The sequence below is a fragment of the Azospirillum sp. TSO22-1 genome (assembly GCF_003116015.1).
GTDB lineage: Bacteria > Pseudomonadota > Alphaproteobacteria > Azospirillales > Azospirillaceae > Azospirillum.
Map to the genome: position 1 here is coordinate 51639 of NZ_LGQZ01000065.1, position 20976 is coordinate 72614.

The window sequence follows — 20976 nt, forward strand, 5'->3', positions numbered from 1 at the left end:
TACGCTGACCGTGTCACCACACGGGGGACGTGCCATGACCAGCGCCGACAAGGCCTTCGCGGGGTCGATCCCCGCCCTGTACGACCGCCACCTCGGGCCGATGCTGTTCGCGCCCTACGCCGCCGATCTGGTGCGGCGCCTCGGCGCGGCGGAGCGGGTGCTGGAGACGGCGGCCGGCACCGGCATCGTCACGCGCGCCCTGGCCGGCGCGCTGCCGGACGCGGCGATCACCGCCACCGACCTGAACCAGCCGATGCTCGACCTCGCGGCGCAGCGTCTGGACTCGCCGCGGGTGGCGTGGCGCCCGGCCAACGCCCTCGACCTGCCGTTCGAGGACGACGGGTTCGACGCGGTCGTCTGCCAGTTCGGCGTGATGTTCTTTCCCGACAAGTCCGCCGCCTTCGCCGAGGCGCGCCGGGTGCTGAAGCCGGGTGGCCGCTTCCTGTTCAACGCGTGGGACCGGCTGGCGGAGAACGACATCGCGGCGACGGTGCACGAGGCGGTGGCCGCGTTCTTCCCGGACGATCCGCCCGGATTCATGCCCCGCGCGCCGCACGGCTATCATGACGTGGAGCGGATCCGCGACGACCTGCGCGCCGGCGGGTTCGAGCGGGTCGAGGTCGAGACGGTGGCGCTTCCCGGCCGCGCGCCGTCGGCGGCCGACCCGGCGATCGGCTTCTGCCAGGGCTCGCCGCTCCGCCACGAGATCGAGGCGCGCGATGCCGCCCGGCTGGACGAGGTGACGGAGCGGGTCACCGACGCGGTGGCCCGGCGGTTCGGGAGCGGGCCGATCGAGGGACGGCTTCAGGCGCACGTGGTGCTGGCGACCGCCTGATGGGTGTCGCTTGCCCCCACCCTACCCCTCCCCCGCTTCGCAGGGGAGGGGGAAAGGCGACGGAGTTCCCTCCCCTGCGACAGCGGGGGAGGGTTAGGGTGGGGGTACCTCGGCCACCTCAATCCAGCTGCAACGTGATCGCCTTCAGGTACGCCGATTCCGGCAGGTGCGGGTGCACCGGGTGGTCCGCCCCGGCGCCGGACGAGCGCAGGATGCGCCCCGTCCGCTTAGCGTCCACCAGGCCGCGGGCCACCTGCTCGGCGAAGGTCGGCGGGTCCACGTTGTGGCTGCACGACGCCGCCAGCAGGAAGCCGCCCGGCGCGGTGATGCGCGCCGCCAGACGCGTCATCTTGCGGTAGGCGCGGCAGCCGACCGCCAAGTCCTTCTTCGACTTCACGAAGGCCGGCGGATCGACGATCACCACGTCGAAGGTCTCGCCGGCGTTGGCCAGCCGCTCCAGTTCCTGGAACGCCTCGGCCCGGCGCGCCTCGAAGATGCCGGCGACGCCGTTGGCCTCGGCCGCCCGCGTCGCGTTGTCGAGCGCCGGCTGCGAGCGGTCCACCGCCACCACCGACGCCGCGCCCCTGGTCGCGCAGGTCACCGCGAAGCCGCCGTTGTAGCTGAAGAAGTCGATGACCCGCGCGCCCTGGCACAGCGCGGCGATGTACGCGCGGTTGTCGCGCTGGTCGTAGAACCAGCCGGTCTTCTGGCCGCCCAGCGGGTCGCAGAAGAAGGCGTTGCCGTTCTCCTCCAGCCGCAGCGGGCCGTCCAGCTCGCCCTTGGCCAGCCGCGTCTCCTCGGCCAGCCCCTCCAGCGCGCGCTGGGTGCTGTCGTTGCGCAGGATGACGGCGCGGGGCGCGATCACCGCGTCGAGCGCGGCCAGGATGTCGTCGATGCGCCGGTCCATGAAGACCGAATTGGCCTGCACCGTCACCACGTCGCCGTAGCGGTCGACGATCAGCCCCGGCAGCCCGTCGGCCTCGGCGTGCACGACGCGGTAGAACGGGCGGTCGAACAGCCGCTCGCGCAGCTTCACCGCGCGCGCCAGCCGCTCGGCCAGCCAGGCGCTGTCGATGACGGCGCCGGCGTCGGGGGTCAGCAGCCGCGCCGCGATCAGCGTGTGCGGGTTGAAGGTGGCGATCCCCAGCGGCGTGCCGCCGGCGTCGACCAGCCGCACGGCGCTGCCGGGCGGCACGGCCTTGGCCGGCTGGTCCATCTGGACCTCGTTGGAATAGATCCAGGGGTGGCCGTGCTGCACGCGCTTCTGGCGGCCGGCGTGCAGGCGGATGGTCGGAAGTTTCACGGTATCGGTCATGGCGCCGCATCCTAGCGACTCCGCCGCCGCGCGCAATCGGAGTCGCGCGGGCGTTCTTCAAGCCCCTGGGCAAAATGCCGCACCCGGTAGGCTCACAGGGTCAAGGACGCCCCGTCATTCACCATCATGGGCGGTCGGCAGCGGGGCGGACCGGTTGTCGTTGGCGCCGTCCAGCGGCTTGCACAGGCGCAGTGTTTCCAGTGCGTGCCCTTCCTCACGGAAGCAATTCAGCACCGGGTTGCAGTAATTCACCGAGGTCGAGTACGCCTGCGGCAGATTCGTGTGAATGGCCGCGCAGCCGAGACCGCGGGCGATGCCGTCCATGGCGCGCAGCAGCGCGGCCGCGGCGCCCTGAAGATTGAACAGGTCGTGGACGGTGAAGTTATCAACCGTGAGAATTCGGCCGTGATGCAGGTTCTCCTCGGTGGCGTAGGAGAACAGCCCATGGATGTAGCCGCGCTCGTTCTGCACGGTCATGATGCCCGTGCGTGGCATACCGGCGCCGGCCGTGCCTTGAGTTTGGTCAAGTACGGCTGCGGCAAAAGCGCGCCATCGCTCCACCCCGAGGTCGGGGAGGACCGCCCGCACGACGGGAAATGCCTGGTCGATCTGGCGCTTTCCCAGGGGTTTGGCGATGAATCCGTCGTCCATTCCCACTTCCGAGACCTGGAGCATAGGCCGAACGATGGCCGGGTACGCCGAACCGGTCGTTGACGTAGATCAATGTTCTTAACCATTGCCTTCCATAGTGTGCCCGCATTGGTGGCAGCCGGGTTTCGGCGCGTGCGTGCGCGGCCGTTTGCGCGGCTTCCACCCTCCTCAACGAAGACCCAGCGGTAGTGCATCCTCACGGGCGTCGCCCGAGCCGCCCGGGGCAAACGGGAGAGATTGTATGGCATCAGCGACTCTGACCCCAGGGGCCGCCCTGGGCAGCCAGCGGGTGTCGGAAGACGTCCGTTACTACGAAGACGTCATTCGGCTCTTCGTCATCGCGGCTGTGTTCTGGGGCGTCATCGGCTTCCTCGCCGGTGTGTTCATCGCGCTCCAGCTCGCGTTTCCGGCCCTCAACCTCGGTCTGGAGTGGACCAGCTTCGGCCGTCTGCGGCCGGTGCACACCTCGGCCGTGATCTTCGCCTTCGGCGGCAACGTCCTGTTCGCGACGTCGCTGTATTCGGTGCAGCGCACCAGCCGGCAGTTCCTGTTCGGCGGCGAGGGGCTGTCGAAGTTCATCTTCTGGAACTACAACATCTTCATCGTGCTGGCGGCGCTCTCCTACGTCCTGGGCTTCAGCCAGGGCAAGGAATACGCCGAGCCGGAGTGGATCCTCGACCTCTACCTGACGGTCATCTGGGTGATCTACGCCGTGGTATTCGTCGGCACGGTGATGACGCGCCGCGAGTCGCACATCTACGTCGCCAACTGGTTCTTCATGGCGTTCATCCTGACCGTCGCCGTGCTGCACCTGGGCAACAACGTCAACCTGCCCGTCTCGCTGTTCGGCATGAAGAGTTACACCTTCGTGTCGGGCGTGCAGAGCGCCATGGTGCAGTGGTGGTACGGCCACAACGCGGTCGGCTTCTTCCTGACCGCCGGCTTCCTCGGCATCATGTACTACTTCGTGCCGAAGCGCGCCGAGCGTCCGGTGTACTCGTACCGCCTGTCGATCGTGCACTTCTGGACCCTGATCTTCCTCTACATCTGGGCCGGCCCGCACCACCTGCACTACACCGCGCTGCCGGACTGGGCGCAGACGCTGGGCATGACCTTCTCGGTCATGCTGTGGATGCCGTCCTGGGGCGGCATGATCAACGGCATCATGACCCTGTCGGGCGCCTGGGATAAGCTGCGCACCGACCCGGTCCTGCGCTTCATGGTCGCCTCGGTGGCCTTCTACGGCATGTCGACCTTCGAGGGTCCGTTGATGTCGGTGAAGGCGGTCAACGCGCTGTCGCACTACACCGACTGGACGGTCGGCCACGTGCACTCGGGCGCGCTGGGCTGGGTGGCCTTCATCAGCTTCGGCGCCATCTACTTCCTGGTCCCGGTCCTGTGGAAGCGCCAGCAGCTCTACTCGCTGCGTCTGGTCAGCCTGCACTTCTGGACCGCCACCATCGGCATCGTGCTGTACATCACCGCCATGTGGGTCTCCGGCATCATGCAGGGCCTGATGTGGCGCGCCTACGACAACCTCGGCTTCCTGCAGTACTCGTTCGTGGAGACGGTTGCCGCCATGCACCCGTTCTACGTGATCCGTGCGATGGGTGGCCTGCTGTTCGTCGCCGGTGCCCTGATCATGGTCTACAACCTGTGGCGCACGGCCAAGGGCGATGTCCGCATCGAGAAGCCCTACGTTTCGGCCCCGCACAAGACCGCCGTCGGCGCGGCCTGAGCCGAGAGGACCTGAGATATGGCTGAGGAAAAGAAGGGTTTTAGCCACGATACGATCGAGCGGAACACGCTCCTTCTCATCGTGCTCATCCTGATCACGGTGTCCATCGGCGGTCTGGTGCAGATCGTCCCGCTGTTCACCATCGAATCGACCATCGAGAAGGTGGACGGGGTTCGTCCCTACACGCCGCTCGAGATGGCCGGCTTCAACATCTACATCCGCGAAGGCTGCTACAACTGCCACAGCCAGCAGATCCGTCCGTTCCGCGACGAGGTGGAGCGTTACGGCCACTACTCGCTGGCGGCGGAGAGCATGTACGACAAGCCGTTCCAGTGGAGCTCCAAGCGCACCGGTCCGGACCTGGCCCGCGTCGGCGGCAAGTACTCCAACGACTGGCAGGTCGCCCATCTGGTCAACCCGCGCGCCGTGGTGCCGGAGTCGATCATGCCGGGCTACGCCTGGATGAAGGACCGTCCGCTGAAGTTCGACGACGTCGCCGATCACTTCAAGACCCTGAAGGTCGTCGGCGTCCCGTACTCGGACGACCAGATCGCCAACGCCAAGGCCGACCTGGCCCTTCAGAAGAACCCGGACGCCGATTCCAAGGCGCTCGCGGCCTTCCAGAAGCGCTACCCGAAGGCCGTGGTGGCCAACTTCACGGGCAACAAGGACGTCACCGAAATGGACGCCCTGGTCGCCTACCTGCAGGTGCTCGGCACGCTGGTGGACTTCACCAAGTACCAGTCGCCCAAGCAGCTGCAGCAGTAAGCGGCGGAGGAATCCATGGACTTGGATTCGATCACGATTGCCCTGCGGTCCTTCTGGACGGTCTGGCTCGCCCTGTTGTTCACCGGAATCATCGTCTACGCGATGTGGCCGGGCAACCGCGGCAAGTTTGACCGGGCCGCCCAGATCCCGCTCAAGGAAGATGGCCAGGAGTTCTGAACCATGGCGCGCAACATCGAAAAGGACGCTCTCTCCGGCGTCGAGACCACCGGTCACGAGTGGGACGGCCTGAAGGAGCTGAACAACCCGCTGCCCAAGTGGTGGCTGTACATCTTCTACGTCTGCATCGCGTGGTCCATCGTGTACTACGTGCTGTATCCGGCCTGGCCGCTCGGCAAGACCTACACCAAGGGTCTGCTGGGCTGGTCGATGCGGCAGGAGATCGCCGACAACATGGCCGCGGCCAAGGCCGGCCAGGCCAAGTACCTGACGGCCATCGCCGCCAAGTCGGTCGATGAGATCCAGAAGGACAAGGACCTGCTGTCGTTCGCCATGGCGGGCGGCCGTTCGGTCTTCAACGAGAACTGCGCCGCGTGCCACGGCGCCGGCGGCCAGGGTGCCAAGGGCTACCCGACGCTCGCCGACGACGTGTGGCTGTGGGGCGGCACCACCGCCGACATCTACAAGACCATCCAGCACGGCATCCGCGCCGATGACGGCGACACCCGCGCCACGGTCGGCGTCGGCATGACCGCCTTCGGCAAGGACGGCATCCTGACGAAGGAGCAGGTCGACCAGGTGTCGGACTACATCCTGTCGCTCAACAAGAAGCCGGCCGACGCCGCCAAGGCCGCCGCGGGCGCCAAGGTGTTCGAGGAGAACTGCGTCGCCTGCCACGGCGACAAGGCGCAGGGCTCGCTCGCCGCCGGCATCGACGTCGGTGCCCCGCCGCTGGTCCAGGCCAACTGGATCTACGGCGGCGACAAGGCCACGCTGGTCGAGACCATCGCGAACGGCCGCGCCGGCGTGATGCCCGCCTGGGCCAAGCGCCTGGACGACACCACGATCAAGCAGCTGGCCGTCTACGTCCACAACCTGGGCGGCGGCAAGTAAGCCAAGGCCTAGGGCTGTGAAGGACTGGTGCCGGGGAGGCGACTCCCCGGCACTTTTCTTTTGCGGGCAATGGTTTAGGTGCGTTGGAGGCGTTCCTAAACCTCTCCTGGCCGTCATCCCCGCGAAGGCGGGGATCCAGGATGAGCCCCGATCAGGGGCGATGTGAGTCATGTGGCTCGCGGACGCGAGCGCTGGATCCCCGCCTTCGCGGGGATGACGGTGAAGAAGGTTCGCGGTCGTATGCGCCCGACCCCCCGGAAAAATTGACGCGCGTCAAGGGGAGTGGTTGATTCAACGCAATGCCCCTGCGACGTTCCGCCGCCATAGTCGCAGCGCGGGCCCGGCCCATGTCGGCTGCGGCACCCGCAAAACAAAAAAGTGCAGGCATCCTCATGAGCACGGCCACCGAACCGCCCGCCGCACCGGCGTCGGCGCAGGACCCGGTCCAGACTCCGCCCGGCACGCCGGCGCGGCCGCCGCGCCGCACCGCCAAGTCGCTGTACGCCAAGCACGACAAGGTCTATCCGAAGTCGGTCGCCGGTCCGTTCCGCACCATCAAATGGGCGGCGCTGGTGGTCCTGCTCGGCATCTACTACGTGCTGCCGTGGGTGCGCTGGGACCGCGGGCCGAACGCGCCGGACCAGGCGGTGCTGCTCGACATCGAGGCCCGCCGCTTCTACCTGTTCTTCGTCGAGCTGTGGCCGCAGCAGATCTACTATCTGACCGGCGCATTGATCCTCGCCGCGCTCGGCCTGTTCCTCGCCACCTCGCTGGCCGGCCGCGTCTGGTGCGGCTACGCCTGCCCGCAGACGGTGTGGACCGACCTCTTCCTGTGGGTCGAGCGGCTGACCGAGGGCGAGCGCAACGAGCGCATCCGCCTCGACCAGGGCAAGTGGTCCTTCACCAAGCTGCGCCGCAAGGCGACGAAGAACGCCGTCTGGCTGCTGATCTCCGCCGCCACCGGTGGCGCCTGGATCTTCTACTTCACCGACGCGCCGACGCTGCTGCGCGACATCCTGCACTTCCAGGCGTCGGCCACCGCGCTGGGCTTCATCGGCCTGTTCACCGGCACCACCTACCTGCTGGCCGGCTTCGCGCGCGAGCAGGTCTGCTGCTACATGTGCCCGTGGCCGCGCTTCCAGTCGGCGATGCTCGACGAGGACAGCCTGATCGTCACCTACGAGGACTGGCGCGGCGAGGGCCGCGGGCCCCTGCGCAAGTCGCAGTCCTGGGACGAGCGCCAGGCCGAGGGGTTGGGGGACTGCATCGACTGCTTCAACTGCGTCCAGGTCTGCCCGGTCGGCATCGACATCCGCGACGGCCTGCAGATGCAGTGCATCGGCTGCGGCCTGTGCATCGACGCCTGCGACGACATCATGACGAAGATCGACCGGCCGAAGGGGCTGGTCAAGTTCGACACCCAGACCAACCAGATCGCCGTCGCCACCACCGGCACGCCGGCCAAGTACCGGCTGCTGCGCCCGCGCACGCTGATCTACTCGCTGATGATGGTGGTGCTCGCCGGCCTGATCGCTGCCGGCCTGCTGCTGCGCCCGGGGCTGGACATCACCGTGCTGCGCGACCGCGCGCCGCTGTTCGCGGTGCTGTCCGACGGCTCGGTCCGCAACGCCTACACCTTCAAGATCGCCAACATGACGCGCGACCCGCGCGACTACACCCTGACCGTCGAGGGGGTGGCCGACGCCACCATGTTCACCGCCGGCGAACGGCAGGATCCGGTGACCTCGCTGCGCCTCGCCGCGGCGCCGGACACGGTGTCCACCTATCGAATCCTGGTGACCGTGCCCAGCCCGCGTTTGAAAGACGCCTCGACGCCGCTTACCTTCAGACTAACCTCGGCCAATGGTGAGACCGCCAAACGGGATACGGTCTTCATGGGCCCCGGCAACTAGCGCCCCTTGGGAGAGCAGGAAACGATGAGCATGACGACCGACGCCGCCAACCGCGTGTCGCGTTCGGGGCTGCGCCCCGGCTGGTACATCCCCCTCTTCTTCTTCGCCTTCTTCGGCGTGGTGATCGCGGTGAACGGGGCGATGATCTACTTCGCCACCTCCACCTTCAACGGGCTGGAGACCGAGGATCACTTCATCAAGGGCATCAAGTACAACCAGGACCTCGCCGGCGCCAAGGCGCAGGCGGAGCGCGCCTGGAAGGTCGACCTCGCCTTCGACTCGCCGGAGCCCGGCAAGGGCAAGGTGACGCTCAACCTGCACGACAAGCATGGCAACCTGCTGAAGGACGCCAAGGTGCGGATGAAGTTCATCCGCCCGACCATGCAGGGCTACGACCGCACCATCACGCCCGAGTACGCCGGCGACGGCCGCTACGTGGCGGCGCTCGACCTGCCGCTGCCGGGCATCTGGGACGTGCGTCTGGTCATCGAGCACGCCACCGGCGACTACCAGGACCAGCAGCGCGTCTTCGTCAAGTAACCGGGTCCCGTCATGTCCGTCTGTCTCCACTGCGGGCAGGAGATCCCTGCCGGCGCGGAGCCCGTATCCAGCGACCAAACGGGCCCCTTCTGCTGCTCCGGCTGCGAAGCCGCGTACGACCTCGTGCGCGGCCTCGGGCTGGAACGCTATTACGAGCGGCGCAGCGTCGATCCGCAGGCCCGCCCGCTGCGCCCGGAGTCCGACGCCCCGGCGGTGGACTTCGCCCCGCACGCCAAGCCGGGCGCGGACGGCACGGCGACTCTGCACCTGATGGTGGACGGGCTGCACTGCGCCGCCTGCGTCTGGCTGATCGAGACGGCGCTGGCCCGCACCGCCGGCGTGACCTACGCGCGTCTCAACATGACGACGCGCCGGCTGACCATCACCTGGCGCACGGCGGAGACCGACGCCAACACGGCGGTCGACACCATCACCCGCCTCGGCTACCGCGCCGTGCCCTTCGATCCCGAGCGGCTGGGCAGCGACCAGCTGAAGACCGAGAAGGAACTGCTGCGCTCCATGGCGGTCGCCGGCTTCGCCGCCGGCAACATCATGCTGTTCTCGGTCTCCGTGTGGTCCGGCTACAACGACATGGGCACGGCCACGCGCGACCTGATGCACTGGCTGTCCGCCCTGATCGGCCTGCCGGCCATCGCCTACGCCGTGCGGCCCTTCGCCCGCTCGGCGCTGGGTGCCTTGAAGCGCGGCCGCACCAACATGGACGTGCCGATCACCATCGGCGTCACGCTCACCGCCGCGATGAGCCTGTTCGAGACCACGCAGAGCGGTCTCCACGCTTATTTCGACGGCGCAACGATGCTGCTGTTCTTCCTGCTGATCGGGCGCTACCTGGACCAGCGGGCGCGCGGCCGGGCGCGCTCGGCGGCCGAGCAGTTGATCGGCCTGCGCGCCACCCAGGTCACCGTGCTCCAGCCCGACGGCCGCTCGCTCATCGTGCCGCCGGAGCAGGTCACGCCCGGCGCCACCGTGCTGATCGCCACCGGCGAGCGCGTGCCCGTCGACGGCCGCGTGTCGGACGGCGTCTCCGACCTCGACACCGGCCTGATCACCGGGGAGAGCGTGCCGACCACCGTCCGCTCCGGTGACCAGGTGTTCGCCGGCGTGCTGAACCTTTCCGCCCCGCTGCGCCTGACCGTCACCGCGGTGGGCGAGGGCACGCTGCTGGCCGAGATCGTCCGCCTGATGGAGGTCGCCGAGCAGGGCCGCGCCAAGTACGTCGCCATAGCCGACCGGGTGTCGCGCCTGTACGCGCCGGTGGTGCACGTGTCGGCGCTGGCGACCTTCCTCGGCTGGATGCTCCTGATGGGCGCCACGTGGCAGGATGCGCTGATGAACGCGGTGGCGGTGCTGATCATCACCTGCCCGTGCGCCCTGGCGCTGGCGGTGCCGGTGGTGCAGGTGATCGCGTCCGGCCGCTTGATGCGCCAGGGCATCCTCCTGAAGACCGCCACCGCGCTGGAGCGGCTGGCCGGAGTCGACGCCGTGGTGTTCGACAAGACCGGCACGCTGACCGAGGGGCGGCCGGTGCCGCAGCTCGACGGCCTCGACCCGCACGCGCTGCGCGCCGCGGCGGCGCTGGCCGGGGCCAGCAAGCATCCGCTGGCCCGCGCCCTGGTGCGCGCCGTGCCGAACGTTCCGGTGGCGGAAGGGGTGCGCGAGATCCCCGGCGCCGGCCTCGCCATCGACACGCCCGACGGCGAGGTCCGCCTCGGCAGCCGCCGCTTCACCGGCGCGCCGGATCCCACGGAGGAGGCCCCCGGCCCCGAGCTGTGGCTGGCCCGCCCGGGGCAGCCGCACCTGCGCATCACCTTCCTCGACGCGCCGCGCGCCGACGCCGCGGCGGTGGTGGCCGCGCTGAGGGCGCAGGGCAAGGCCGTCAGCCTGCTGTCCGGCGACCGCCGCGCCGCCGTCGCCGCGGTGGCGCGGAGCCTGGGCATCGACGACTGGAAGGCGGAGCAGACGCCGGCCGACAAGGCCGCAGCGCTGCACGCGCTGGTGGACCAGGGCCGCACCGTGATGATGGTCGGCGACGGCCTGAACGACGCGCCGGCGTTGGCCGCCGCCTCGGTCTCGATGTCGCCGTCCACCGCGGTGGACGTCAGCCAGACCGCCGCCGACGTGGTGTTCCAGGGCCGCCGGCTGGCGCCGATCACCGAGGCGCTGTTCGTCGCCCGCCGTTCCGGTGCGCTGGTGCGCCAGAATTTCGCCATCGCGCTGGTCTACAACCTGTTCGCCGTGCCTCTGGCCGTGTGCGGCCTGTTGACCCCGCTGATCGCCGCCTTGGCGATGTCGTCGTCCTCGCTTATCGTCATCGCCAACGCGCTGCGGCTGGCCCGCACCCGTCGGCCGGGAGACCTGAACCATGACCGAGCTTCTGTACATGATCGCGGCGGCGCTCAGCCTGGGCGGCCTGGGGCTGATCGCGTTCCTGTGGGCTCTTAAGTCCGGCCAGTTCGACGACCTGGACGGCGCCGCCAACCGCATCCTGTTCGACGACGAGCCCCCGCCGCCCTCCTCCGAACGGCGCTGACAGGGCACGGCGATTGCGCGCCCAGAAAATCCCACGCTGTGAGTAAGGTTGCGAAGTCGTGGGATTCTGCCCATGATGAGGGCTTGGGACGGTTAGGGCCGAGTTGCCATGCCTCCGTTTGATCTGAGCCGGCCCCGCGACACCGCGGCGGCATCCGACATGAACCCCTGCGGGGCGTGCCCCGTCCGGAGTCTGACCGTCTGCGCCGCGCTCGATCCCGAGGAACTGCGTCGTCTCGCCGAGATCCTGCAGACCATCCGCGTCGAGGCCAACCACACCCTCTTCTCCGAGGGCGAGGCCGCCGACGCGCTCTACAACGTCACCTCGGGCACGGTGAAGCTGTACAAGCTGCTGCCCGACGGCCGCCGGCAGATCACCGGCTTCCTGATGACCGGCGACTTCCTCGGCCTCGCGGTGAACGAGAGCTACGCCTACACGGCGGAGACGGTGACCAGCGGCTCCGTCTGCAAGTTCCCGCGGCGCAAGATCGACGCGCTGATGGACGAGTTCCCGAAGATGCAGCGCCGGCTGTTCTCCATGGCGTCGAACGAGCTGGCGGCGGCGCAGGACCAGATGCTGCTGCTGGGCCGCAAGACGGCGAAGGAGAAGATCTGCTCCTTCCTGCTGATGCTGTCGCAGCGCGCGGCGCGCCGCGGCCACAAGGAGAACCCGGTCTACGTGCCGATGAGCCGCGCCGACATCGCCGACTACCTGGGCCTGACGACGGAGACGGTCAGCCGCACCTTCACCCAGCTGAAGACCGCCGGCGCGATCTCGTTGCAGGAAGGCAACAAGGTGATGATCGCCGACATGGACGCCATCTACGACATGGCCGAGGGCTGCTGAAGCTCACGCGGAGCGACCGCCATGAAGACCCTCGACGATATTCTGGATACGTTGCGGGCGATGCAGCCCGCCCTGCGCCGCCGCATCGGCCAACGCATCCTCGCCGGAGTGCGGATGCTGTGATCCGCCAATCTCCCTCCCTCGCCTCCGGCGGGGGAGGGAAGGGGCCCGCAAAGCGGGAAGAGTGGGGGCTACGGCCTCTCTGGCGACGGAAATCCTTGAAAATCCAAGCGCCGCACGATAGGATCTAGATCCTAATTGCTTCGGCCGCGAAGGACGTACTGAACACCCCCTGCACACTGTTCCATAGTGTTCCACGGTGTTCCATTCCCCGTCCCAGCAGGCCGCAGCCCCCACCCTCCCAAGCTTCGCTTGGGTCCCTCCCTCCCCCGCCGGAGGCGGGGGAGGGCAAGAAAGGCACCCATGCGCCCAGGCCCCCGCAACCTCATCACCGACGTGGACGGCCTGCGGGTCGGCAACGCGGCGGACGCGCGGGTGCGCACGGGGGTGACCGTGGTGCTGCCCGATGCGCCGGCCGTCGCCGCGGTGGACGTGCGCGGCGGGGCGCCGGGAACGCGGGAGACCGACGCGCTGAACCCCTCCTGCCTCGTCGACCGGGTGGACGCGGTGGTGCTGTCCGGCGGCTCGGCCTTCGGGTTGGAGGCGGCAAGCGCCACCGCGACCTGGCTGGCGGCGCAGGGGCGGGGCTACGCGGTCGGATCGGTGCGTGTGCCCATCGTCCCGGCAGCCATTCTGTTCGATCTGCTGAACGGCGGCGACAAGGACTGGGGCGAGCGTCCACCGTTTCCGGACCTTGCCCGTTCCGCCTGCGAAACGGCGTCGTTGGCGTTCCCGCTGGGCAACGTCGGTGCCGGGTTCGGTGCCAAGGCGGGCACGATCAAGGGCGGGCTGGGCAGCGCGTCGCTGGTCACCGACGACGGCCTGCAGGTCGGCGCGCTGATCGCCGCCAACCCGTTCGGCTCCGCAACCATGCCGGGGCAGCCGACGCTGTGGAGTTGGGCGCTGGAGCTGGACGGGGAGATGGGCGGCCAGCCGCTGCCCACCGGCCCGATTCCGCCGGACCCGGGCCTGCCCGATCACGCCATAGCCCGCGCCGCCGCCAACACCACCATCGGCGTCGTCGCGGTGAACACCGACCTGACCAAGGCGGAGGCGCTGCGTCTCGCCACCATGGCGCACGACGGGCTGGCCCGCGCCGTCCGCCCGGCGCACACGCCGTTCGATGGCGACACGCTCTACGCGCTGGCCACCGGCACCCGGCCGCTGCCGGAGCCGCGGGCGTACCATCTCGCTCGCCTCGGTTCGCACGCCGCCGACGTGGTGGCGCGGGCGATCGGCCGCGCGGTCTATCACGCGGAGGGGCTGGGGCCGTTTCCCGGATACCGGGAACTCCACGGTCCGGCGCTCCAGCGGCCTTGAACTCGGCACGGCCGCGCCGCATCATCCGCTCAAATCACGATGTCGGGGGAGGTCGGGTCATGCGGGGTTGGACTCTGGGGGCCGCGTGCGCGGCGGTGCTGGCGCTGCTGCCGGGCTACGTGCAGGCGCAGGCGCGCACCGACCTCGTGGTCGGCATGCAGCTGGAGCCGCCGAACCTCGACCCGACCGCCAGCGCTGCCGCCGCCATCGCCGAGGTGACGCTGGTCAACCTCTACGAGGCGCTGACGCGCATCGACGCCGACGGCAAGGTCGGCCCCGGCCTCGCCAAGGGCTGGACGGTGTCGGACGACCAGACCACCTACACCTTCACGCTGCGCGACACCGCAAAGTTCCACAACGGCAAGCCGGCGACCTCGGCCGACGTGACGTTCACCCTCGACCGCGCCCGGGCGGCCGATTCGACCAACCCGCAGAAGGCGTGGTTCAAGGCCATCGCCGACGTGCAGGCGCCCGACCCGAAGACGGTGGTGGTCACGCTGTCGCAGCCCGACGGCCTGTTCCTCTTTCACATGGGCCTGGGCGCCGCGGTGATCATGTCGGCCGAGACGCAGCCGACCAACAAGCAGGCTCCGGTTGGCACCGGCCCCTTCAAGTTCGAGCGCTGGATCGCCGGCGACCGCGTCATCCTGGTGCGCAACCCCGACTACGACGGGCCGAAGCCGGCGCTGGAGCGCGTGTCCTTCCGCTTCATCGCCGATCCGGCGGCGCAGGTCTCCTCGATCCTCGCCGGCGACGTCGACACGGTGCCGCAGTTCAACACCTTCGAGGCGCTGCCGCAGTTCCAGAACAATCCGCGCTTCCGCGTGATGACCGGCGTCGGCGAGGGCGAGACTCTGCTGTCCACCAACAACGCCAGGAAGCCCTTCGACGACGTCCGCGTCCGCCGGGCGCTGGCGCACGCCATCGACCGCAAGACGCTGATCGACGGCGCCATGTCCGGCCTCGCCACACCGATCGGCAGCCACTTCGCGCCGAACCGGCCGGAGTATGTTGACCTTACGAATGTCTATCCCTACGACGTCAACAAGGCTAGGGCGCTGCTGGCCGAGGCCGGCTATCCCCAGGGCTTCGAGGTGACGCTGCGCCTGCCGCCGCCGATCTACGCCCGCCGCTCGGGCGAGCTGATCGCCGCCATGCTGGCCGAGGCCGGCGTCCGCGTGAGGATCGAGAACCTGGAATGGGCGCAGTGGCTGGAGAAGGTGTTCCGTGGCAAGGACTTCGACCTGAGCATCGTCGCCCACACCGAGGCGCTGGACATCGAGATCTACTCCCGCCCCGACTACTACTTCGGCTACAAGAGCGACCGCTTCAACGCGCTGAGCGCCGAGCTGGAGCGCACCCTCGACCCGGCGAAGCGCAAGGAGCTGTACGGCTCCATGCAGCGCATGCTGGCGGAGGACGCGGTGAATGGCTTCCTGTTCCAGCTGCCCATCGTCACGGTGGAGAACGCCAAGCTGGCCGGCATGTGGAAGAACCGGCCGTACCAGGTGAACGACGTCACCGGCGTGCGCTGGCAGTAGCCGCCGGGGACGGCGGGAGGGACCCGTGATCGCCTTTCTCTCCCGCCGTCTGCTGACGCTGGCGGTGACCGCGTGGCTGGCGACGCTGCTGGTGTTCACCATCCTCAACGTGCTGCCCGGCGATCCGGCGCTGCTGATGCTGGGCACCGAGGCGCGGCCGGATACGCTGGCGGCGCTGCGGACCCAGATGGGGCTCGACCAGCCGGCGGTGGTCCGCTACCTGCGCTGGGTGGCGGGGATGCTGACCGGCGACTTCGGCGTCAGCTACACCTACGCCCGGCCGGTGGGGGCGTTGATCCTCGAGCGGCTGGCGGTCACCCTGCCGCTGGCCGGGTTCGCGCTGGTGCTGTCCACGCTGATCGCGCTGCCGCTCGGGCTGTACGCCGCGGCCCGGCACGAGCGGGCGGGGGACTGGGCGGTGATGGCGTTCGGGCAGGTCGGCATCGCGGTGCCCAGCTTCTGGTTCGCCATCCTGCTGATCCTCGGCTTCGCCGTGCAGCTGGGCTGGTTCGCGGCGGGCGGCTTCCCCGGGTGGCAAGGCGGTGCCGGGCCGGCGGTCAAGGCGCTGGTGTTGCCGGCGGTGGCGCTGGCGTTGCCGGAGGCGGCGATCCTGGCGCGCGTCACCCGCTCCGCCGTGCTTGACACGCTGCGCGAGGACTACGTGCGCACCGCGCGGGCCAAGGGGGTGTCGGCGTGGGCGCTGATGGTCCGCCATGTGCTGCCGAACGCGCTGATCCCGATCTCCACGGTGCTCGGCCTGCAGTTCGCCTTCCTGGTGGCCGGGGCGGTGGTGGTGGAGAACGTCTTCACCCTGCCGGGCCTGGGCCGGCTGGTCTATCAGGCGATCAGCCAGCGCGACCTGATCGTCGTGCAGGGTGTGGTGGTGCTGCTGGCCGTGCTGGTGGTCGCCGTCAACTTCCTGGTCGACGTCGCCTACGCGGTGATCGATCCGCGCCCGCGGGTGGAAACATGACCTCCGACGCCGATCTCGACGCCCCCCGCCGGCGCCTGCCGCGCAGCCTGCTGCTGGGCGCCGCGCTGACCGGGCTGGTGGTGGTGGTGGCGCTGCTGTCGCTGCTGTGGACGCCGCACCCGGCCGAGCAGGTGCGCGTCATCGCCCGCCTGCGGCCGCCGAGCGCCGCCAACTGGCTGGGCACCGACCATTTCGGGCGCGACGCGTTGTCGATGATCATGGTGGGCGCGCGCAACTCGCTGGCGGTGGCGGCGGCTGCGGTGGGAATCGGCATTCTCGGCGGCGTGCCGCTCGGCTTGGTCGCCGCGGCGCGGCGCGGCTGGCCGGACGAGGGCGTGGCGCGCATGGCCGACCTGCTGTTCGCCTTCCCGGCCCTGCTGACGGCGATCCTGCTGACCGCGCTGCTCGGCCCCGGCGCCATCAACGCCGTGCTGGCGCTGGGCGTCTTCAACGTCGCGGTGCTGGCGCGGGTGACGCGCGGCGCGGCCTTGCAGGTCTGGCGGCGGGAGTTCGTGCGGGCGGCGCTGGCGCTGGGCCGCGGGCCGACGGCGGTGACGGTCGTGCACGTGCTGCCCAACGTCGCCGGGGCGGTGATCGTGCAGGCGACCATCCTGTTCGCCGTGGCGATCCTGAACGAGGCGGCGCTGAGCTACCTCGGCCTCGGCATCCAGCCGCCGGCGCCCAGCTGGGGCAAGATGCTGGGCGACGCGCAGACCTACCTGTTCACGGCGCCGATGCAGGCGGTCTACCCCGGCGCCGCCATCGCGCTGGCGGTGCTGGGGCTGAACCTGCTGGGCGACGGGCTGCGCGACCTGCTCGACCCGCGCCACAAGACGACGACGCTGGGATAAGGGCTGCGACCGCAGCCCCGCACACACGTGTGCGCGAAGGCAAGCGCGCGGAGGCGCGCGCCCGCCGTCTGAGGGAAAAGAAAAACCGCTTATCCCTGGCGCTGCTTGGCGAGCGGCGTGGCGTACTGCGGCTCGACGTCCCAGGGGAAGAAGATCCAGGTGTCCTGGCTGACCTCGGTGATGAAGGTGTCGACCAGCGGCCGGCCGGCCGGCTTGGCGTAGATGGTGGCGAAGTGCGCCTTGGGCAGCATCTTGCGCACGATCACCGCGGTCTTGCCGGTGTCGACGAGGTCGTCGATGATCAGCCAGCCCTCGCCGTCGCCCTCGACGCCCTTGAGGACGCGGGCCTCGCGCTGGTTCTGGTGGTCGTAGGTGGAGACGCACACCGTGTCGATCAGACGGATCTCCAGCTCGCGCGAGATGATCGCCGCCGGCACCAGGCCGCCGCGGGTCACCGCGATGATGCCCTTCCACGGCCCCTTGTCGATGAGCCGCCACGACAGCGCCTTGGCGTTGCGGTGCAGCTCTTCCCAGGACACCGGGAACCCACGTTCGTACGATTTTTCGCCCACGGCTCGACTCTCCTCTGCGATGCGCGGTGATATAGCCCAACCCCACCCGCGCGTCCATGGGCGCGGAAAAACGGCGGAAACGCTGGGTTCCGGGTGTCTGAAAAAAAATCGAAAAAAAGGTTTGCGTGGGTAGGGCGATTTGGCTAAGTTGCCGGCCTCCACGGGGAGCGACGCTCCTCGGTTCCGGAGAACAGGATGCGCCCGTAGCTCAGCTGGATAGAGCACCAGACTACGAATCTGGGGGTCAGGAGTTCGAATCTCTTCGGGCGCGCCATCCTGCTTCACCGTGTTGTTCGACACAGGGCCACCTCCGGGTGGCCTTTGTCGTTTCCGGCACCTGCGCAGTCGTGACGGTATTAATACCGGGCGCCGAAGGTCCAGTGGCAAACCGCCCCATCCCCCGCGCGATGCCGGCGGCGTACGGTGCCGGCGAATCAGGCCCCGTTTCCCGCAGGCGCACCATGAGTGACTCGAATCGGACCCTCGCCACCACCGTCCTGGCGCCGCTGGTCCTCGGCTCCCTGGCCGCGTGCACGCCGCTGGTGTGGGGCGGGACCTACCATGCGGTCGAGAAATCGCCGCAGTCGATCACCGTCGAGTACGAGAACAGCCTGACCAGCCGCGACACCGTCCTGGTGTACGCGAGCGAGCACTGCGGCCGCTACGCCAAGCGCGCCGCGCTGGCCGACATCGACCGCAACCCGCGCACCGAGTTGCTGCGGTTCGAGTGCCGCTGACCGTCAGCGGTACGGACTGCGCCGGAATTCCTCAATCCGAATCAAGGGCATAAGCCGCTTTTGGTCACCGCGGTGTTCATAACCGCTTAACCCTCCGCGCCTAGGTTCCGCCCCTTCTTGCTGCGGCGCAGCAAAACCGGAGCCAACAAGGGGGGCCACCATGGTGATCCTGTCCGACGTCCTTCCGGCGCTCTCGCTGACCACCGCGACCGGGTGTGCCGGACTCGTCCTCGGAACCACGTCGACGCTCATCGCTGCGCGGCGCGCGTGCCTCGCCGTGCAGGCGGCGGGTGCGCTGCTGTTCGCGGCGCATTACGGCCTGCTGGGGGCGAGCACCGGCACACTGATGTGCGCCCTCGGGCTGGTGCAGATGGCGACCGCCTATCCGGAGGAACGGCCGGCGTGGAGCCGCGCGCTGTTTCTCGCCACGCTGCCGGCCGGGCTGTGCGTCGCCGCGGTGACGTGGCACGGGGCGATGACGGCGTTCTCCGCCATCGGCTTCGTACTGGGGACGGTCGGGCGCTGGCAGACCTCGATGGGGGCGATGCGCGGCTGCTACGCCACCGCCACGCTGTTCGGTGCCGGGCACAACGCGCTGACGGGGTCGATGTTCGGGTTGGGCTCCGACGCGCTGGCACTGTCCGGCCACCTGTGGAGCCTGTGGCGCCTGAAGACGAAGCGGCCGCCGGTGGGGACCGGCGGCCGCGTCGGCGCGGCGGATCGCGTCAGCGCTTGGCTTCCGCCGCGGCGCCTTGTTCCTTGCGTTGCCGGTAGGTCCTGGTGACCCGCTCTCAACAGCGGCGGTGCGGATCCGTCACAGGAGGGAACCTCTGCCTGGGCCGTGGGTTGAGTCTCGGTGTGTCGGGCTGGGCGGGGTTGTGGCCATGATGGGCAAGAACGAGATCGTCGATACCCTCAACGACCTCATCCGGATCGTCCAGGACAGCCACGAGGGCTATCAGCAGGCGGCGGAGAGCGGCGAGGACGACGACCTCCAGGCGCTGTTCAGCGACCTCGCCGCGCAACGCGGCGCCATCGTGCGCGAGCTTCAGCGCTTGGTCGCCGGGCAGGGCGGCGCGCCGGACATCGGCGGCACCCTCGTCGGCGGCGCCCACCGCTTCTTCCTCGGCTTGCGCGCAGCGGTGATGGGCCACGACCGCGAGGCCATCCTGGGCGAGGTGCAGCGTGGCGAGGCGGAATGCGTGCGCCTCTACGACGAGGCGCTGGCCAAGGACCTGCCGCCGGAGATCGCTGGCGTGGTGCGCCAGCACCTCGGCCGCATCCGCACTGACCTCGACCGCATGGCAGCCTTGCGCGATACGGCGGCATGAATCCTAAGTGGTAGGCGTTAATCGCATTGTGCAGCGCGGCAAGCCCTCTTGCTGTTTCGCTGCGGAGCGGCTATTCCTGTATCAAAGGGTCGCTTTTTGCGAGGTATGAAACAATGATGAACGATGAGTTGCTGAACGTCGGTGCCTTCGCCCTGTACCGTGCCGAGAACCCGCACCGTGTGGACGAATTCTCCAAGCGCCCCGACGCCGAGAAGGCGATCGCCGCCGACTTCGAGACCTATCGCAGCCGCTACGTGCGCAAGTTCAAGGACATCCGCGAGAGCCTCGCGGCCGAAGGCCTGACGGTCACGCGCGCAGCGTAAGATACCGTGTCCCTCTCCCCTGCCTCCGGTGGGGGAGGGAAGGGACCCAAGCGAAGCTTGGGAAGGGTGGGGGCTACGGCTTCCCGGGAACACCTTGCCCCCACCCATCCTCCCCCAGCGGGGCTGGGGGAGGAGCTATTGTCTTTCCTTGATCACCTTCAGCAGAGCTCGTTTCGCATTCGAATCGAGGCTGCGCCACACCTTGATCTCGTCCACCGTGCGCTTGCAGCCCAGACAGACACCGGCGTCGTCCAGCGTGCAGACGCGGGTGCAGGGGGAGGGGACGTGGTCTTCGTCGAACGACATCGCAAGCCTAAAAACGACAAGGGAGCCCGAAGGCTCCCTTGCGTTTAACTCAGCACTGATTCCGCGTCACTCGGAATAGTTCGGCGGGTCGGGATCGTCGTCCCAGCCCTCGGGCGGGGCGGGGTAGCGTTGCAGCCACTGGCGCACCAGTTCGACATGGCCGCCCTCCTCGTCGGCGAACTCGCCGGCGAGCTTGGCGACGGTCGGGTCCTTGGTCTCCGCGGCGACCGCCGCGTAGTACTTCTGGCCCTGGATCTCGCAGATCAGCGCCACCTTCAGCGCGTGGTGCGCGGTCATCAGGTAGTGCGCGTTCTCGAAGGCCGCGGCCTCGGGCGACTCCGCGGTGTTGTCCCACTGGAACTCCCACGGCTCGACCTTGGGCAGCGGGCCGAACTCGGCGGCGATGCGCTTCACCTCGTCCCGGTGCTGGCGCGAGTAGCCGGCGAGCTTGTGGAACAGCTCCCCCACCTCGCGGTTGTTGTGGGCCTCCATGCTGTCGGCCAGTTCGTCGTAACGCTCGGCGGCTTCCGACTCCAGCTCCATGGCGTGGGCGAGGAACAGACCCACGCTGGTAGCGCCGTTGGCGATCTTGGTGACGGTCATACGGCGAACTCCCGCTCCAGCTGGTCGAGGGTCGCGACCGGCTTTCCAGCCGGAGCGAAGGGGCGGCGGTT

23 protein-coding genes and 1 tRNA gene are annotated in these 20976 nt (G+C 69.0%); 19 read left to right on the forward strand and 5 right to left on the reverse strand.

Annotated features, from left to right (window positions below; translation table 11 throughout):
• Positions 1-34: 34 nt before the first annotated feature.
• Positions 35-835, forward strand: coding sequence for a methyltransferase domain-containing protein (locus tag TSO221_RS17280; RefSeq protein ID WP_109119756.1), 801 nt, complete (start codon positions 35-37; stop codon positions 833-835).
• A 118-nt stretch (positions 836-953) separates the two neighbouring features.
• On the opposite strand, the gene TSO221_RS17285 is transcribed toward TSO221_RS17280, so the two are convergent.
• Together TSO221_RS17285 and TSO221_RS17290 are read right to left on the reverse strand one after the other, a co-directional pair.
• Positions 954-2150: a class I SAM-dependent rRNA methyltransferase gene (locus TSO221_RS17285; protein ID WP_109119757.1), complete on the reverse strand. Its 1197-nt coding sequence runs from the start codon at positions 2148-2150 to the stop codon at positions 954-956.
• Between the two features lie 114 nt (positions 2151-2264).
• A complete protein-coding gene (locus TSO221_RS17290; protein WP_109119758.1) occupies positions 2265-2801 on the reverse strand; it encodes a hypothetical protein in 537 nt (178 codons plus the stop codon).
• A gap of 241 nt (positions 2802-3042) precedes the next feature.
• Here TSO221_RS17290 and ccoN point away from each other — a divergent pair, with 241 nt between their 5' ends.
• The 13 genes from ccoN to TSO221_RS17355 all read left to right on the forward strand — a co-directional run bounded on the left by ccoN (position 3043) and on the right by TSO221_RS17355 (position 17033).
• The gene (ccoN, locus tag TSO221_RS17295; RefSeq protein ID WP_199229513.1) at positions 3043-4539 is read left to right on the forward strand and encodes a cytochrome-c oxidase, cbb3-type subunit I; all 1497 of its coding nucleotides are present in this window, start codon (positions 3043-3045) and stop codon (positions 4537-4539) included.
• A gap of 18 nt (positions 4540-4557) precedes the next feature.
• Positions 4558-5307: a cytochrome-c oxidase, cbb3-type subunit II gene (ccoO, locus tag TSO221_RS17300; protein ID WP_109119759.1), complete on the forward strand. Its 750-nt coding sequence runs from the start codon at positions 4558-4560 to the stop codon at positions 5305-5307.
• Positions 5308-5322: 15 nt separating this feature from the next.
• The gene (locus tag TSO221_RS17305; protein ID WP_109119760.1) at positions 5323-5484 is read left to right on the forward strand and encodes a cbb3-type cytochrome c oxidase subunit 3; all 162 of its coding nucleotides are present in this window, start codon (positions 5323-5325) and stop codon (positions 5482-5484) included.
• A 3-nt stretch (positions 5485-5487) separates the two neighbouring features.
• A complete protein-coding gene (ccoP, locus tag TSO221_RS17310) occupies positions 5488-6378 on the forward strand; it encodes a cytochrome-c oxidase, cbb3-type subunit III (RefSeq protein WP_109119761.1) in 891 nt (296 codons plus the stop codon).
• 392 nt (positions 6379-6770) lie between these two features.
• A complete protein-coding gene (ccoG, locus tag TSO221_RS17315) occupies positions 6771-8291 on the forward strand; it encodes a cytochrome c oxidase accessory protein CcoG (protein WP_109119762.1) in 1521 nt (506 codons plus the stop codon).
• Between the two features lie 24 nt (positions 8292-8315).
• Positions 8316-8831 carry a FixH family protein gene (locus TSO221_RS17320; protein ID WP_109119763.1) on the forward strand — a complete coding sequence of 172 codons (516 nt, stop codon included), beginning with the start codon at positions 8316-8318 and terminating at the stop codon, positions 8829-8831.
• A 12-nt stretch (positions 8832-8843) separates the two neighbouring features.
• Positions 8844-11294, forward strand: a complete 2451-nt coding sequence (locus tag TSO221_RS17325) for a heavy metal translocating P-type ATPase metal-binding domain-containing protein (RefSeq protein ID WP_109119764.1) — start codon at positions 8844-8846, stop codon at positions 11292-11294.
• Positions 11215-11382, forward strand: a complete 168-nt coding sequence (ccoS, locus tag TSO221_RS17330; RefSeq protein WP_109119765.1) for a cbb3-type cytochrome oxidase assembly protein CcoS — start codon at positions 11215-11217, stop codon at positions 11380-11382. The genes TSO221_RS17325 and ccoS overlap by 80 nt, the downstream gene beginning before the upstream one ends.
• Before the next feature lie 108 nt (positions 11383-11490).
• The gene (locus TSO221_RS17335; protein ID WP_247878099.1) at positions 11491-12228 is read left to right on the forward strand and encodes a Crp/Fnr family transcriptional regulator; all 738 of its coding nucleotides are present in this window, start codon (positions 11491-11493) and stop codon (positions 12226-12228) included.
• A gap of 423 nt (positions 12229-12651) precedes the next feature.
• The gene (locus tag TSO221_RS17340) at positions 12652-13668 is read left to right on the forward strand and encodes a P1 family peptidase (protein ID WP_109119767.1); all 1017 of its coding nucleotides are present in this window, start codon (positions 12652-12654) and stop codon (positions 13666-13668) included.
• A gap of 59 nt (positions 13669-13727) precedes the next feature.
• On the forward strand, positions 13728-15209 hold the full coding sequence (locus TSO221_RS17345) for an ABC transporter substrate-binding protein (protein ID WP_109119768.1): 1482 nt from the start codon (positions 13728-13730) through the stop codon (positions 15207-15209).
• Positions 15210-15234: 25 nt separating this feature from the next.
• The gene (locus TSO221_RS17350) at positions 15235-16182 is read left to right on the forward strand and encodes an ABC transporter permease (RefSeq protein WP_109119769.1); all 948 of its coding nucleotides are present in this window, start codon (positions 15235-15237) and stop codon (positions 16180-16182) included.
• On the forward strand, positions 16179-17033 hold the full coding sequence (locus TSO221_RS17355) for an ABC transporter permease (RefSeq protein ID WP_109119770.1): 855 nt from the start codon (positions 16179-16181) through the stop codon (positions 17031-17033). The genes TSO221_RS17350 and TSO221_RS17355 overlap by 4 nt, the downstream gene beginning before the upstream one ends.
• A gap of 89 nt (positions 17034-17122) precedes the next feature.
• Here TSO221_RS17355 and gpt read toward each other — a convergent pair whose 3' ends face one another.
• Complete coding sequence (gene gpt, locus TSO221_RS17360) at positions 17123-17605, reverse strand: xanthine phosphoribosyltransferase (RefSeq protein ID WP_158284122.1); 483 nt, start codon at positions 17603-17605, stop codon at positions 17123-17125.
• A 197-nt stretch (positions 17606-17802) separates the two neighbouring features.
• On the opposite strand from gpt, the gene TSO221_RS17365 reads away from it, so the two are divergent.
• From TSO221_RS17365 to TSO221_RS17385, 5 genes are all read left to right on the forward strand, one after another.
• A tRNA-Arg gene (locus TSO221_RS17365) sits at positions 17803-17879 on the forward strand.
• Between the two features lie 187 nt (positions 17880-18066).
• Positions 18067-18342: a hypothetical protein gene (locus TSO221_RS17370; RefSeq protein ID WP_109119772.1), complete on the forward strand. Its 276-nt coding sequence runs from the start codon at positions 18067-18069 to the stop codon at positions 18340-18342.
• Between the two features lie 160 nt (positions 18343-18502).
• Positions 18503-19126, forward strand: a complete 624-nt coding sequence (locus TSO221_RS17375) for a YgjV family protein (RefSeq protein ID WP_109119773.1) — start codon at positions 18503-18505, stop codon at positions 19124-19126.
• A gap of 100 nt (positions 19127-19226) precedes the next feature.
• Positions 19227-19673: a PA2169 family four-helix-bundle protein gene (locus TSO221_RS17380; protein ID WP_247878100.1), complete on the forward strand. Its 447-nt coding sequence runs from the start codon at positions 19227-19229 to the stop codon at positions 19671-19673.
• 116 nt (positions 19674-19789) lie between these two features.
• Positions 19790-19996, forward strand: a complete 207-nt coding sequence (locus TSO221_RS17385) for a hypothetical protein (protein ID WP_109119774.1) — start codon at positions 19790-19792, stop codon at positions 19994-19996.
• A gap of 135 nt (positions 19997-20131) precedes the next feature.
• On the opposite strand, the gene TSO221_RS17390 is transcribed toward TSO221_RS17385, so the two are convergent.
• Together TSO221_RS17390 and TSO221_RS17395 are read right to left on the reverse strand one after the other, a co-directional pair.
• Positions 20132-20302 (reverse strand): DUF1289 domain-containing protein, encoded by a 171-nt coding sequence (locus TSO221_RS17390; RefSeq protein WP_109119775.1) that lies wholly within the window; start codon positions 20300-20302, stop codon positions 20132-20134.
• A gap of 66 nt (positions 20303-20368) precedes the next feature.
• Complete coding sequence (locus TSO221_RS17395; RefSeq protein ID WP_109119776.1) at positions 20369-20905, reverse strand: ferritin family protein; 537 nt, start codon at positions 20903-20905, stop codon at positions 20369-20371.
• Between the last annotated feature and the right edge of the window lie 71 nt (positions 20906-20976).

Excerpts from the sequence above, each read along its gene's own strand:
- TSO221_RS17355 (WP_109119770.1), top strand. The coding sequence starts at position 16,179 with ATGACCTCCGACGCCGATCTCGACGCCCCCCGCCGGCGCCTGCCGCGC.
- ccoS (WP_109119765.1), top strand. The coding sequence starts at position 11,215 with ATGACCGAGCTTCTGTACATGATCGCGGCGGCGCTCAGCCTGGGCGGC.
- TSO221_RS17390 (WP_109119775.1), bottom strand. The coding sequence starts at position 20,302 with ATGTCGTTCGACGAAGACCACGTCCCCTCCCCCTGCACCCGCGTCTGC.
- TSO221_RS17325 (WP_109119764.1), top strand. The coding sequence starts at position 8,844 with ATGTCCGTCTGTCTCCACTGCGGGCAGGAGATCCCTGCCGGCGCGGAG.
- ccoN (WP_199229513.1), top strand. The coding sequence starts at position 3,043 with ATGGCATCAGCGACTCTGACCCCAGGGGCCGCCCTGGGCAGCCAGCGG.
- TSO221_RS17335 (WP_247878099.1), top strand. The coding sequence starts at position 11,491 with ATGCCTCCGTTTGATCTGAGCCGGCCCCGCGACACCGCGGCGGCATCC.
- TSO221_RS17380 (WP_247878100.1), top strand. The coding sequence starts at position 19,227 with ATGATGGGCAAGAACGAGATCGTCGATACCCTCAACGACCTCATCCGG.
- TSO221_RS17370 (WP_109119772.1), top strand. The coding sequence starts at position 18,067 with ATGAGTGACTCGAATCGGACCCTCGCCACCACCGTCCTGGCGCCGCTG.
- TSO221_RS17340 (WP_109119767.1), top strand. The coding sequence starts at position 12,652 with ATGCGCCCAGGCCCCCGCAACCTCATCACCGACGTGGACGGCCTGCGG.
- TSO221_RS17385 (WP_109119774.1), top strand. The coding sequence starts at position 19,790 with ATGAACGATGAGTTGCTGAACGTCGGTGCCTTCGCCCTGTACCGTGCC.
- ccoO (WP_109119759.1), top strand. The coding sequence starts at position 4,558 with ATGGCTGAGGAAAAGAAGGGTTTTAGCCACGATACGATCGAGCGGAAC.
- TSO221_RS17285 (WP_109119757.1), bottom strand. The coding sequence starts at position 2,150 with ATGACCGATACCGTGAAACTTCCGACCATCCGCCTGCACGCCGGCCGC.
- TSO221_RS17345 (WP_109119768.1), top strand. The coding sequence starts at position 13,728 with ATGCGGGGTTGGACTCTGGGGGCCGCGTGCGCGGCGGTGCTGGCGCTG.
- ccoG (WP_109119762.1), top strand. The coding sequence starts at position 6,771 with ATGAGCACGGCCACCGAACCGCCCGCCGCACCGGCGTCGGCGCAGGAC.
- TSO221_RS17280 (WP_109119756.1), top strand. The coding sequence starts at position 35 with ATGACCAGCGCCGACAAGGCCTTCGCGGGGTCGATCCCCGCCCTGTAC.
- TSO221_RS17305 (WP_109119760.1), top strand. The coding sequence starts at position 5,323 with ATGGACTTGGATTCGATCACGATTGCCCTGCGGTCCTTCTGGACGGTC.
- TSO221_RS17395 (WP_109119776.1), bottom strand. The coding sequence starts at position 20,905 with ATGACCGTCACCAAGATCGCCAACGGCGCTACCAGCGTGGGTCTGTTC.
- TSO221_RS17290 (WP_109119758.1), bottom strand. The coding sequence starts at position 2,801 with ATGGACGACGGATTCATCGCCAAACCCCTGGGAAAGCGCCAGATCGAC.
- TSO221_RS17375 (WP_109119773.1), top strand. The coding sequence starts at position 18,503 with ATGGTGATCCTGTCCGACGTCCTTCCGGCGCTCTCGCTGACCACCGCG.
- TSO221_RS17320 (WP_109119763.1), top strand. The coding sequence starts at position 8,316 with ATGAGCATGACGACCGACGCCGCCAACCGCGTGTCGCGTTCGGGGCTG.
- ccoP (WP_109119761.1), top strand. The coding sequence starts at position 5,488 with ATGGCGCGCAACATCGAAAAGGACGCTCTCTCCGGCGTCGAGACCACC.